Origin of the sequence: Neptunomonas sp., assembly GCF_041601355.1 — a bacterium.
Lineage (GTDB): Bacteria > Pseudomonadota > Gammaproteobacteria > Pseudomonadales > Balneatricaceae > Neptunomonas.
In genome coordinates this window covers 1-14,089 of the sequence record NZ_JBFIIH010000112.1, presented here as the reverse complement: position 1 = coordinate 14,089, position 14,089 = coordinate 1, and the positions used below count along the sequence as shown (strand labels likewise).

Genomic DNA, 14,089 nt, shown 5'->3' with positions numbered 1-14,089 from the left:
TACCGGCATCACCGCCGAGCAGGAAACAGTGGTAAAAGATCACTACAAGGCTAACTTGGTAGTGATCAATATCGGTGATACGTTTACTACCGGACCCGCAGAAGCCGCCTGGGTTGTGAATAAGTTGATCAAACCAGCAGCTGTCATTGTCTCGCACGCTAATCAGCCTTCAACCCAGGGCGGTGTGGTGATTGAAGGTACGCGAACAGCGGCTTTCATTGAAGCCAGTAAGATACCGGTGCATGTGCCACTGAGCGGAATGACCATGACTTTTAATAAACAGGCTAAGTGCCTCTCCGGATGCTAGCCTTTGTCCCCTGTGTCTGATCAAGACCGAGACCTATCAGGATACGAAAAATCAACTGTCTGCTAGCAACTAATATAAGGCTGTGATTAATCACAGCCTTAACATCTATTCGTGCCCCGTCCTGAATAAAGTTATCACTTCCGGTTATTAATTCGCAGAGTGCAATGCAACTGCATAGATAATTTCTGCAATACCCTAAGCAGCGCTGCGCAGTTTGTTAAGAATTCCAGCCGTATTAACGGAAGATAATTTCTACCAATTTAGAAAAATATATCAATTGTGAATAGTCAGCCCAAACATCAATATCGTTTCTGGTAGGGCCAGTTAATAGACAACTACCTTGTCGGTAACATGGTCCGGATTCTCAGGCGTATTAGCAATACAGACGTTAATAACTAAAAAAATATGGGGTGATATGTTGTGATTGATTCCATGAGTACGCGAATAGATTATCAAAGTGATAATTTGACAGACCAACACCGGTTGGCACCACTTTTAGCCCCGCAGTCTATTGCTTTAGTGGGAGCATCCTTACAAATGGATGTGGCCGGGAATGACATGATTCTTGAGTTACTGCAGTCTGGTTACCAGGGAAAAATCTATCCGGTGAACCCCAAATACGCTGAAGTGGAAGGGATGCTCTGCTTTCCCTCGCTTTCAGCACTTCCGGAATCAGTGGACCTTGTCGTGTTAGCTATTGGCAATCAGAGGTTAGAGGCTCAGCTAAAAGAAGCTATTCGCGTCGGCGCTAAAGCGGTAGTCATATTTGGTAGCGGTCACCTGGAGGAAGACATCGATCAACCTCTGCTTGAGCGTATTCGTCAATTAGCTAACGATTCAAACATACCGGTTTGCGGTGGTAACTGCATGGGGTTTTATAACCTTGATCGTCAGATACGTGTTTTTCCACAGCATATTGATCGCCACTTCAGATCGGGTGGAGTCACTTTTATCAGCCAGTCAGGATCTGTACTCACCTCCCTTCTCTGGAATGATCAGAAGCTCAGGTTTAATCTCGCAGTTTCTACCGGACAGGAACTTGTTACTACAGCAGAGGACTATATGGACTATGCTCTGGAGCAACCCAGCACCAGAGTAATTGCTATCTTTCTTGAATCTGCACGTCATCCGAAAAGGTTTATTGAAGCGTTACAGAAAGCGAATGAGAAGAACATCCCTGTCGTGATACTCAAAGCAGGGAGAACCGAAGTGGCTGCGACATTGGCAATGAGTCACTCGGGAGCAATTGCAGGCAATAATGTTGCTTATCAAGCAATTTTTGCCCGTTACGGTGTCATCGCAGTTAAGAGTATAGCTGAACTAGCAGCAACCGCTTTATTACTTTCTATGCCCCAGAGACCAGGATCAGGAGGAGTGGCAGCCATCATGGATTCGGGTGGTGAACGTGAGATTCTTATAGATTTGGCTGATGATATAGGTGTTCCCTTTGCAAAAATAAACGCAGAAACAACTGCTGTACTGGTAGAGAATCTGGATGAAGGGTTAGAGCCTATCAACCCATTAGATGCATGGGGAACAGGGAACAATTATAAAGCCATATATGAGTATTGTTGGCAAGCACTGATGTCTGATCCAGACGCTGCTATCGGTGTTTTCGTTGCAGATCTGACTTCGGGCTTTTGGCTGCATGAATCCTTTGCGCGTATATGCCGTCGAGTCAGTGCTCGAATTAATAAACCCATTATTATGATGACTAACCATCAGGGCTCAGGTAATCAAGATCTTGCTATGCGGTTAACTCAGGCAGGTATCCCTGTTTTTGATGGTGCCGAGCCAACGCTTGCCGCTATTAAGCATGCATTTTCTTATCGTGACTTTCAGGCGCGTACTTGCATGGTTCCGATGCTGCCGGTAACGGAGGATGTTAGAGAAAGCTGGCGTGCTCGCCTTCAGAAAGGAGATTTGCTGGATGAAGCGGAAGGGCTCCGCTTACTCTCGGATTACGGTATCCCAACGCAGCAGAGCATTATCGCTGATACTCTGGATACTGTTCTTAGTGCAGCCAATGAACTTGGGTATCCTGTTGTTTTGAAAACAGCAACTCAAGGGATATTACACAAGAGCGATGTCGGAGGCGTTAAGTTAAATTTGGCTGACGAATATGCACTCAAAGAAGCCTATTTCGATATTGCTGGACGGCTCGGCTATAGAGTACTTGTCACTCCGATGGCTCAAGGGTCGATTGAAGTCGCTTTGGGGGTATTGTCTGATCCACAGTTTGGGCCGATGGTGATGGTAGCCGGTGGAGGGGTTTTTATTGAAATTCTGAAGGACTCTCAAGTGGCATTAGCCCCTATCGATCTTAATGAAGCTCATATGATGATAAACAAATTAGCCATGCGGCCAATACTCGGTGGCATTCGTGGAGCTGAACCTGTTGATATAGATGGCTTGGCTCAGGCGTTAGCTCGTTTATCTTTATTAGCTGAAGACCTCGGAGATTTGATTGCAGAACTGGATGTTAACCCCGTTAAGGTGGATGTGAACGGCTGTATAGCTGTTGATGCCTTGGTGGTACCCCATGGCGTAAAATGTGCTGAACAAGCCGCCTAATAGAGGAGAAGCACTATGGATTTCACGACTATTCGCTATGAAACTCAGGGAAGCGTGGCGCTGTTGACATTGAGTAGACCAGATAAGCTCAATGCTATTAATTCAGTAATGATTCAAGAGTTACATCAAGCTATGGATAAAGCAGAGTCTGATGAGGAAGTAAGGGTCATCATTTTACAAGGAGAAGGCCGTGCTTTTTCTGCAGGTTTTGATATTAACGGTGGAACAAGTCAGGGGGATATAACCAGTAAGAGGAAAGTTCTGACTGAAGATTTCAATATCATTATGCGCTTTTGGGACTGCCCTAAACCGACCATTTCAGCCATACATAAATATTGCTTCGGTGGAGCATTGGAGATGGCGATGGCTTGCGATTTGACGATAGCCTCAGAGGAGTGCCGCTTGGGTGAGCCAGAACCGAAGTTTGGTAGCGGAATCGTGGCCTTACTGATGCCTTGGATGACCGGCCCCAAACAGGCTAAACAGCTATTAATGACCGGGGATGACCGGGTCACGGCGAAACGAGCTTATGAAATGGGGCTGGTAAATGAAGTGACTGTCGAAGGACAACATTCTGATGCTGCTCTGAAGTTAGCCCGTACTATTTCAGCACTGGACAAAACGGCCATTGCCTTAACGAAGCAAGCGATTAATCGTAGTTATGAGATTATGGGTATGCGTCAGGCGTTGTTACAAGCATTGGAAACGGATGTAGTTATAGAAACGACTGAAACACCTGAATCCCGTGAGTTCAACGACATACTTGAACGGCATGGGTTGAAGGAAGCACTGGCCTGGAGGGAAAACCGCTATGCTGGTTGAGCTTTGAACGCCCGGTCTTTTCTATTATTCATGAATGTGCTTGAGGATGTTAATTGCGGGTATTTTTCTGAATAGTCCAAACCGGCTACTCCTTCTTAAGGGAGTAGCCTGCACATTATCTTTTGACTGCCTCCCTGGATAGCCAGTCAATGACGGTAAGTACTCGCTCATCATTACAGATATCCTTACGGCAAACTACGCCCCATTCTCCCAACCCATCAACGACATAATCTACTGGTTGTATTAAACGGCCGGACGCTAGATCATCATCAGCAGAAACACCATTCACAAGGGCTATCCCTTCACCTTTTAATGCCATTTCAAGGGCAATCGCAAGTGTATCGACAATAATTGAGTTGTTGATATCACACGGGGTGACATGTGTTGCGCTAAACCAATCATCCCAGCTCCAGCCTTCTGTATAAACCGTTATTAAAGGGAAATTCAGAAGGTCTTCAGGCTGCAGTTTACCTTCCTTTCCCTTGATTAATAACGGGCTACACACAGGAAATAATCGCGACTCGAATAGTTTGGTCCAATGGAGGTGCTCCGGTACCGGTTTATCCAGATAGATTAAACCAATATCTGCATTCGCCTCATCGAAATCCCAACCGACACTACACGTCATGAGATGTAACGTTATATTCGGATATTCTGCCCTGAATTTTGAAAATCTTGGCGCGAGCCAACGAATAGAGGTTGTTACATAGACTTGAATTCGAAGTGGTTGTGACGCCGTTGCCCGTCGAATGGCTTCAGTGCCACTTATCAATTTTTCGAGTGCTTCACGTACATAGGGATAAAAAAGCTTGCCTTCAGCAGTAAGAATAATGTTTCGCCCATCACGAGCAAAGAGCTTAACCCCCAGATTCTCTTCCAGAGTCTGGACTTGATGGGTGATGGCCGGGTGGGTCAGATTCAGTTCCTCAGCGGCACCTCGAATACTCTGTAATCTGGCGGCGGCCTCGAAACCTTTTAGCGCCCTCAGCGGAGGCAATTTACGTAAACTAATATTATAAGACATGGTTTAAGGCTTTTACTTAGATAAGCAGTTCAATGAAAAAACGCTTTTGAAATTACTCTCATTACACTCAAATAGTAACTTTTTTCGTATTCTAAGTGTGGGATAAAATTTTTACCAATACCCAAAAAATGTTCAATTGTTATGGCCTGATCAAAGAATAGCCTTTTTATGAAGACCAATAATCGTCGTCGTTTCGACTCGCTGATCTCCGTTACCCACCTAAGTATTCAATATAAAAAAATGCTGGTTTATTATGGAAGCAGGGCCTACCGACCTTAAAAAGGACGGAGGAAGCGGGTTAATTCCCTACTGTGTTATTCATCTCATTTCCATAGTACGCCAGAACCAGGTTGCAATTATCTAGTCCTTAGAAGGGGCGTCCATAATGAATATTAAAGTCATTGGTATCGATTAGCAGAAACATGTTCCAGATTAACGTTTGGGTTTCAGTCATTGTTATGTTGATGTGTTCTTCGGATGTAATGCAATTCAACCTAATGACTGCCAGAAAATGGATAAAACAATTATTTCATCTGTTGCTTAGTAGTGATTTTTATCGATTTTTTGAAAAATATTATTATTTTTCAACTACTTATTAATAATTAAAAAATATTTAACAGTCACTAGATTTAATTCAATTGTTGTTGCATTTCGTAACTCTTATTATCGAATTATTCCAGAATAAACCAAGTCCAAAACTAAGGGGCGTGGTTACCCTCAAACCCACCTCTGACGCAGAGGCACATAAATTAAGAAGGTAAAATATGAAAGTTGGATTTATTGGATTAGGCAACGTAGGTGGAAAACTGGCGGGCAGTCTGCTACGCAACGGTTACGATCTTACTGTGCGCGATTTAAATGAAAAATTTGTCGCTGATTTCGTCGCACGCGGAGCGAAAAGCGCCCACTCTCCAATGGAGCTAGCTGAAAACTGTGATGTTGTTATTACCTGCTTACCCTCCCCTGCCGCTTGCTCACAAGTAATGGAAGGGGACGACGGCATACTTGCAGGTATATCCGAAGGTAAGATCTGGCTGGAGATGAGCACCACTGATGAGGCTGAAGTTCGCCGTATTGGCTCGTTGGTAAAAGCCAAAGGAGCAATGCCTGTGGATTGTCCCGTGTCCGGTGGCTGTCACCGTGCTGGTACAGGTAATATCTCGATTTTCGCAGGATGCGAGCGTGAAGCTTTTGAGCGCGTACTGCCAGTTCTTGCGGCTATGGGGCGCCGTATTCTGCATACAGGCGAGCTAGGTACTGCATCTGTACTAAAAGTGGTTACGAACTATCTGGCTACCGTTCACCTGGTTGCGCTTTCTGAAGCATTAACCGCATCCAAAGTGCTGGGCATGGATATGAACGTCACCTATGAAGCAATCAAAGCTTCTTCAGGTAACTCTTTCGTTCATGAGACTGAGTCACAGGTGATTTTGAATGGTGGCCGTGATATTAGCTTTACGATGGACTTAGTGCTTAAAGATGTTGGTCTTTTCGATGAACTGACCCGACGCAAGGGGATGCCACTAGAAGTTGCTCCACTTATGGTCGACATCTTCAAAGATGGACAGAATCGTTATGGTCCACGTGAATTATCACCCAACATCATTCGTCGTTTGGAAGAAGCCTGCGATGTACAAGTCTTAGGTAAAGGATTCCCCTCAGAGATGGTAGACGATGAACCCGAGGAGCCTGGTTACGAAGTGATCGTAGAAGGTCGCTGCGACTACTAATTGGATTTCTTTGATCTGCAGGGGGTGTACGCGCTACCCCTGCATGCACTCCAAAATAGGTTTCGTTCTCTCCTTTATTGGGAAATGTAAATTCTAAAGTTGAGTTCAGGGCTACTAACATAAGAAGAGATAAAGTTATGCATAAAATAAGAAAAATACCAACTATATTACCCTTCGGCGTTCTGTTTCTTGGCATCATTGCCAACCTGGTGGATGAAGAGGGAACTCAAGCAGTCATTCTCAACATGAATAATTGGGTTATCGACGAATTCGGTTGGTTGCTGAGCATCAGCTCTGTACTGTTCGTCCTGACCTGCGTCGTAGCTTACTTCTCTGCGATTGGCCACGTCCGCATCGGTGGTGAGGGTGCGAAACCTTTACTATCCAAGTTTAACTGGTTTTCTATCACACTTTGCACAACCGTTGCGGTAGGGTTGCTGTTTTGGTCAACAGCAGAACCTATTTATCACCTTTACGGGCCGCCTGAGTCATTAGGGATAGAAGCAAATTCCGATGCTGCACGTAGGTTTTCTTTCTCTACCCTTTATCTACACTGGTCATTTACGCCCTACGCCATCTACTGCATTCCCGCGTTAACCTTTGCATTGGCTTTTTATAACCTGAAAAAAGAAAAATCTATAGGAGGGTTCTTATCTCCTCTTTTTGGCCGATTTACCCAAGGTATCTGGGGGCAATTGATCGATGCAATCGCACTGTTTGCGTTGATCACGGGTATGGCTTCGGGTCTTGGCCAAGGATTACTAACACTCGCTGGGGGATTGAATAAATTTGTTGGAATCGGGAACTCTCCTGTTGTTCTCGCGGCGATTGCAGCCTTGATTGTAGCAACTGTTGTCGTGTCTGCTGTGAGCGGCCTGTTAAAAGGTATTCGTATCCTTTCAGATCTTAATTTAAAGTTTTTTATAGGGCTATTGGTTTTCGTACTGGTCTTTGGTCCGACAGGGTATTCCGCTTCAGCGGGAGTAGATGGCTTCGGAGATTACACTTCTAACTTCTTCAACAAGAGCTTCTTTACCGGCGAACTGGGACACGATGACTGGCCTAAATGGTGGACTAACTTCTATTGGGCACAATGGTTGACTTGGGCGCCGGTAACAGCGCTGTTCCTAGGCCATATCTCTCGCGGCTATACAGTGCGTGAGTTTATCCTCACTGTGATGGTATTCCCTTCGTTGTTCTCTATTTTATGGATGACTCTATTCGGTGGTATGTCGATGTATTTCGATGAAGTGTCCGGAGGGGCCGTTAAGCAGACACTGGATGAAAACGGTGTGGAGAGCATAATCTACTATATTTTTGAGCAGCTACCTCTCAGCGGCATTATCACCTTTGTATTCATTATTATCTCGTTTGTTTCCTTTGTAACCGCAGCGGATTCCAGCACCGAAGCAATAGCATCTGTCTGTATTGAAGTTGGCAAGGATGAAAAAGAGTACGAAAATATGGAGTCCACCTCCAAGACTAGTTTTTGGCTGAAGATCATGATCGTCAGTTCTATCGGTTTTGTTTCCTGGTCAATGACATCCTTTGCCGGAATCAACGGCGTAAAAATCCTGGCTAATCTTGGCATGTTACCCAGCCTGCTCATTGTTCTGGGAGCTATGTTCACTCTTTGGTCGCTAATGGCTAAATATACGCGTGAATCGCGGCCCGCAACGAGGAATTTAATGCTTGTACCCGATGATACTGATGGGCAAGCGGTAAACCTTCCGGCATACGAGTCACTTGGCGATGGCATCACCCAACCAATCATGGCCTACGATCGTTAGAATATACCCATCCTGAAACGAAAGGCGTCAGACACCAGTGTGTAAACTGGTGCTTGGCTGCCCACTCGATGGTTAAATATGAATATTGAAGGAATTGAAGCTTATGAAAACGATTGATAAACTTTATATTAACGGGCAATGGTATCAGCCAGACAGCAGTGAGTTACTGTTGATCACCAACCCTGCCACCGAAGAGCTCTGCGCCTCGGTTCCAAAGGGCAACGAGAAAGATGTAGAAATAGCCATTGCTGCCGCCCGACAAGCCTTACAAGGGTGGGCTACAACTTCAGCCAAAGCGCGGGCAGATTTATTGATTGCCGCTGCCAAAGAAATGGAAAACCGTTATGACGACCTGGTGGAAGCTCATGTTGTTACGATGGGCTGTCCAAGAAGCATCGCTGGGGCATACCATGTAGACGCCGCTATTGAAGGAATGCGCTATTACGCTAATCTAGCTCAAGAAATGGAGGTAGTGAAAGAAAAAGGCAATGTATTGCTTCTTAAAGAGCCCGTCGGTGTATGCGCCTTTATTAACCCATGGAACTACCCTCTACACCAGTTGACTGGGAAAGTTGCCCCGGCCTTGGCTGCTGGTTGCACTATTATCACAAAACCAGCGGAGCAGACTCCACTCCCGGATTTCATCATGGCTGAAATCTTTCATAAGATAGGTTTACCTGCCGGTGTATTTAACCTGGTAACGGGTTCAGGACGGGATATTGGCCCGCTAATGTCTAGTCATCCTCAGGTCGATATGGTGTCTTTCACCGGCTCGACGGCTGCGGGCGTCAATGTCGCTATAGCCGCTGCACCGACTGTCAAACGAGTTTGCCAGGAACTGGGCGGCAAGTCAGCCTTGATCATTACCGAAGATGCTGATCTTGAGGCAGCAGTTCGCTATGGTGTTGAGGATGTGATGGCGAACACTGGGCAGACCTGTAATGCGTTGACAAGGATGTTCGTTCCGTTAAGCCAGTATGAACAAGCTGTCAAATTGGCCGCCAGTATCGCGTTGGAGCAGAAAGTGGGAGATCCCCTTGATGAATCAACTACCATGGGGCCAATGGCCTCGCAACGCCAGAGGGAGACGGTATTGAAATATATTCGTCTGGGTATTGAAGAAGGTGCCCGCTTGGTAACTGGTGGTCTGAATATGCCTGAAGGTTTAATGAAAGGCGCATATGTAAAGCCGACTATTTTTGCTGATGTAACTAACGAAATGATCATTGCGCGAGAGGAGATCTTTGGACCGGTTCTATGCATGCTGGCTTACGATGACATCGAACAGGCGATAACCATGGCCAATGACACCATTTATGGCCTCTCTTCCGGAGTTTTTGCCAAGGACCAGGGTAGCGCGTTAAAAATCGCCCGGCGCTTGCAAGCAGGGCAATGCTACATACAGGGAAGCTACTTTTCGACGGAAGCGCCTTTTGGCGGATATAAGCAATCCGGGAATGGCCGCGAATGGGGTGAACAAGGTATGCACGAATATATTGAGACCAAAGCCATCATATGTGGATAGCTTCTGCTCAACCTATACCTGTAGTTACCTACTGGCCTAAGTTTGATGGGCTATGATCGTTCTGTGATCAGGGGCTTGAACAGGTTTACTCTTATCGTAAATGTGAAGGACAACAGAATGGATGAAGAGGTGCCGACCCAAACCTTATCTACTATCCGGCGGGCTAGGCTAGCCTAGGTAAAATAGTATCGAATCCAGGTGTCTGACAGCATCTGGATTACTTTTTCGCGAAACGCTAAAGCGCCCGTAGCTTCTAACGTTCTTTTGTCAGCTGGAACCTATATTGCAAGGACGGAAAGCTGGAAATCTCCGCCCCGCCGTACATTCAGCGAATTGCCGCATATTGACGATTACCCCGACTTCCTCGTTTCTGAGAATTGCATCCGGAAATTGATGTGCGAATCATTACATCGCAAAGACAGTATGATTTTTCAGGCCAGAATGTCGATGTAGCGATTGTATTTGATAGGCCACAACCCATCCAACCGTATGTATTTACGCTCTTCAATGAAGAAGTTTTCCCCTCCTGAAGTCCCGTACTACCTCAGGAATACAGCCCGATTGCGAGTCATAATAGCTGGCCTGTATGCCACTACTAAAACCAGGAGCTGATGCAGGCCAAGGATGGTTTGAAGGGGATAGTTTGACGGGGATAGTTACTTCCAGTGACGTCGAAGACAGATTATCTCAGATGAACCGCTCCCCTTACTTATACAGGCCGCTATTGCTGGTCAGGGTGTAGGATCAGGCCGGGCTACGCTGATGGATGATCTGATAGAGAGAAACATTCTGTCTATCTGAGGACGATTCGTAACGGTCTTCGCCTGAAAATTTATTCACCAGTATTTGTGAGTCACTCATGGATCCGCATGCCGTCTGTAGCTAAACTAAAGGGGCTTATTCGCAGGCTGCCTAACAAATTTGAAAAATCCCGACAGATAATAGGCACCTTTCCTGTAGATGGGAACAAATTTAAGCTATTACTTGTCTATCCGTTGTAATGGAGAATCGAAATATGATGACAAAGCTGAAAGCTTACCTGGAAACCTTTATACCCTCCGATAGCGAACCAAACAACGAACCACACGCTTTGCTTGCTGTCGCTTCTGCTGCCCTGATGATAGAGGCACTTCTATCAGACTATGAACGTAAACCGGAAGAGCACGCAACCATACTTGCCCTGTTAAAGAAGCGCTTTTCTCTGGATCAGACGGCGGCGGAGGAGCTGCTTAAACATGCTGAAAAAGCACAGCACAACGCGACCGATTATTTCCGCTTTACATCGCAGATTAACGACAGCTGCACACCTCAGGAAAAGGTAATATTGATCGAAAACCTGTGGCGCGTTGCCTATGCAGATGGTGAACTGCATCATTACGAAGAACATTTTGTACGCAGGATTGCGGATCTGATCCATGTGTCACACACAGATTTTATTACAGCGAAACTCAGAGTCGCAGACGAATAGCCTACGCTAAAGGCGTCTTTGGCTTATCCTGATAAGATAGAAAAACCGGTTAATTGGAACTGCGCAACAATATAGCCGGCTTCAACCGCAGCCGACGCAACAGATAGGCTGCGCCAGAACCAAGCGCTAAAGTACTGACTGCTATTGCTACAAGAGCGCCTAACCAAACCAAGTCTGCAGAGGGTAATTTCAGGCGAAACTCAAGTAATGGTAATGCTATGGCAGAACCGAGTAATATCGCAAACACGGAGGAGATAAGAGCAAGCAGCATATATTCCAATTGCAGGCTATGCTTGATGGTTGCCATTCTCACACCGAGGCTATGTAAGATAGTGGCTTCATATATCTGCCGGCTTCTACCCGCAGCCATAACGCTTATTAATACCAATAGACTCGCCAACAGGCTGACACTCGCGACCACAGCAAGCCCGGAGCCGGCCTTACCCAGAATTTGACGGGCTACCTGTAACAATGAAGCAGTTCTTACCGTAATAATGTTGGGCGCAATGACTGCAATACGGTTTTGCGCCGCTATTGCCTGCTCGTCATCGACATATACGGCGCCAACATGTCTTGTAATAAATGGATCCAGTGCCTCCTTTGAAAGAATGCCTTCAAACCAGAAGCGGGTTTGCATACCCTTTTGACTGTAAATGGCGGCAATCTCTGCGTCAAAACTGCTTCCCTGGAGTGCAAAAGTGACTACATCGCCGACACGTAACCCGAGCTTGTTGGCTTCGCGATCCTCAAACGCGAGTTTTGGCAATCCGCTAACAGGTTCTGACCACCATGCACCATCAACGATAGTAACGTCATCGATGTTATTGGATAAATAACTCAGCTTGTAACGTTCCTGAGAACTGTCACGCCGTTGATTTTCATTTAGCTGATTAACGTCACTCAGCGCACGACCGTTTAACGCCTGAATGCGACCTCTTACTAACGGTGCTAAATCAACTTTTTTCACACCGGGCAAACCTTCAATAGCATCAACTACACCATCAACCTGACCGTTTAAGACATCGTACAACACAAGACCCGGAGATTCTTCGGGAATGGTATCGTTTAGCGTACGTAACAACGAAGCGACTATTAAAGTACAAGCCACTAAAAGGGTTAACGCAGAACCTAATGAGATTAACGACGTGCGCACATTATTATCCGGCCGGTGTAAGTTAGCCAGCGCCAGCTTCAACGCCAAGTGTCCTCTCATCAATGGGTGGTATTCCATTAACTTTGCGCAGCGTTTAATACCTCGCACGACTAAATCAAGAATCAACAATAGCGCAGCTATCACCATGACAAAACCAACCGCAAATACAGTATCTGGCAGCACAAGCAGTATCATGGCAACGATCACGGCGGCGCAGGCTAAAGTAGCTAACCACCATTTGCGTGGAAGCGGCATGCCTTTCTGCGCCAGACCACGGAAAAGTGATGCCGGGTCTGTAGAGAGTGCCTTACCTAGTGCGGGTAAAGCGAAACTATAGGCTGTCAACAAACCGAAAAAGAAGGCAATACTGCCTGGATAAAAAAGGTCACCGGCGTTGATTCTTAATGGAATTTGGGTAGTCACAATCGACGCACCCACTAATGTCAGTGCACTACCGATCAATATACCCAACAAGCTAGCCGCTCCGGCAAGAATAGCGATCTGCAAAAGATACACAATTGCGAGACGCCGGTTGCGCAAACCAAGTGCGCGCAGAGTAGCGATAGTTTTCAATTTACCCTGCAGATAGGCTTGTATACTGTTAAACACACCGAGTCCGCCAATAAACAAAGTGCTGAAGCCTATAATCAACAACCCTGAAGCAATTTGATTTAAACGCTCTGAAAGGCGTTGGCTTCGATCATTAAACGTTCTTACTTCCCAGGTTTCGTCTGGAAATGCAGCATAAAAATTTAATCTCCATGCTTCTGCTGACTGATTAGTGCGCACACGGTATTCATAATCAATGCGACTGCCGGGCTGGATTAAACCCGATGCCTGCAACGCCTCAGCACTCAACAAAACGGGGGTTCCCCGCCAGTCAGCATTGAGGCTTCTATCAGGTTGTTTGAGGACGAGCGCCCTCACTTTCATTGTTAGCGCGCCGATAGTTACGTTATCGCCAACCTTAATGTCGAGTCGATTTGCCAGCGTTGGATCAATGGCAACGCCCCATTGATCATTAGTAAACGCTGTAATCTGTGAAAGTGGCCTCGATGGTTCCAACACTAAGCCACCATACAGAGGGTACTGCGCATCCATGGTTTGCAATTCAATTCGCAAAAAACGATCGCTTTCGGTTCCAAGCATGCTATCTACTTCAGTGACCATTGAAACCACACCATTAGCTTTGATCCAGCTTAGCGCCTCCTCGGTTAATGGCTGGTTGGTAACCACCTCCAGATCCCCACCCATAATTACACGAGTATCTGCAAGCAAACTCAGGTTTACCAAACGATACAGACCACCCGTGGCTGATAACAGGGTCACCCCCAACACCAGGCAGGCGAAAAACACCCACAATGACTGACCACTCGAACGAAGATCTCTGCATGCGAAATTAAACAGAAAACGCATGATCCTGATCCTCAACTAATTCACCGTTCTGAAGACGAACGATGCGTTGGCAGCGCCGTGCAACTTGATCATCATGGGTAACCAATACCAGAGTTGAGCCGGTGTCCTTATTAAGAGAAAACAACAATTCAATGATGGTTGCACCTGTGGCTACATCAAGGTTTCCTGTGGGTTCATCTGCAAGCACCAGTTTTGGTTTGTGTACTAATGCTCGCGCAATAGCCACGCGCTGCTGTTCTCCACCCGATAGCTGCGCAGGATAATGCTTTTCACGTTCAGC

At 46.2% G+C, this 14,089-nt stretch carries 9 protein-coding genes and 1 pseudogene; 7 read left to right on the top strand and 3 right to left on the bottom strand.

The window, feature by feature from the left end; genetic code table 11:
• The 3 genes and pseudogenes from ABY436_RS15520 to ABY436_RS15510 form a co-directional block, all read left to right on the top strand.
• Positions 1-307: pseudogene (locus ABY436_RS15520) on the top strand (MBL fold metallo-hydrolase); the annotation flags it as partial.
• Positions 308-739: 432 nt separating this feature from the next.
• A complete protein-coding gene (locus tag ABY436_RS15515) occupies positions 740-2,881 on the top strand; it encodes an acetate--CoA ligase family protein (RefSeq protein ID WP_372739846.1) in 2,142 nt (713 codons plus the stop codon).
• Between the two features lie 15 nt (positions 2,882-2,896).
• The gene (locus ABY436_RS15510) at positions 2,897-3,703 is read left to right on the top strand and encodes an enoyl-CoA hydratase/isomerase family protein (protein ID WP_372739845.1); all 807 of its coding nucleotides are present in this window, start codon (positions 2,897-2,899) and stop codon (positions 3,701-3,703) included.
• 115 nt (positions 3,704-3,818) lie between these two features.
• Here the strand turns inward: ABY436_RS15510 and ABY436_RS15505 are convergent, their stop codons facing one another.
• Positions 3,819-4,727, bottom strand: a complete 909-nt coding sequence (locus tag ABY436_RS15505) for a LysR substrate-binding domain-containing protein (RefSeq protein ID WP_372739844.1) — start codon at positions 4,725-4,727, stop codon at positions 3,819-3,821.
• Positions 4,728-5,491: 764 nt separating this feature from the next.
• Here ABY436_RS15505 and ABY436_RS15500 point away from each other — a divergent pair.
• The 4 genes from ABY436_RS15500 to ABY436_RS15485 all read left to right on the top strand — a co-directional run bounded on the left by ABY436_RS15500 (position 5,492) and on the right by ABY436_RS15485 (position 11,240).
• Positions 5,492-6,457 carry an NAD(P)-dependent oxidoreductase gene (locus ABY436_RS15500; protein WP_372739843.1) on the top strand — a complete coding sequence of 322 codons (966 nt, stop codon included), beginning with the start codon at positions 5,492-5,494 and terminating at the stop codon, positions 6,455-6,457.
• A gap of 137 nt (positions 6,458-6,594) precedes the next feature.
• Positions 6,595-8,247 (top strand): BCCT family transporter, encoded by a 1,653-nt coding sequence (locus ABY436_RS15495; protein ID WP_372739842.1) that lies wholly within the window; start codon positions 6,595-6,597, stop codon positions 8,245-8,247.
• Between the two features lie 103 nt (positions 8,248-8,350).
• A complete protein-coding gene (locus ABY436_RS15490) occupies positions 8,351-9,772 on the top strand; it encodes an aldehyde dehydrogenase family protein (protein ID WP_372739841.1) in 1,422 nt (473 codons plus the stop codon).
• Positions 9,773-10,787: 1,015 nt separating this feature from the next.
• The gene (locus tag ABY436_RS15485) at positions 10,788-11,240 is read left to right on the top strand and encodes a TerB family tellurite resistance protein (protein ID WP_372739840.1); all 453 of its coding nucleotides are present in this window, start codon (positions 10,788-10,790) and stop codon (positions 11,238-11,240) included.
• A gap of 49 nt (positions 11,241-11,289) precedes the next feature.
• Here ABY436_RS15485 and ABY436_RS15480 read toward each other — a convergent pair whose 3' ends face one another.
• Both ABY436_RS15480 and ABY436_RS15475 read right to left on the bottom strand, forming a co-directional pair.
• Positions 11,290-13,809 (bottom strand): ABC transporter permease, encoded by a 2,520-nt coding sequence (locus ABY436_RS15480; RefSeq protein ID WP_372739839.1) that lies wholly within the window; start codon positions 13,807-13,809, stop codon positions 11,290-11,292.
• Positions 13,793-14,089: ATP-binding cassette domain-containing protein (locus ABY436_RS15475; protein ID WP_372739838.1), on the bottom strand; the 297-nt coding region annotated here is incomplete at its 5' end. The genes ABY436_RS15480 and ABY436_RS15475, both read right to left, overlap by 17 nt.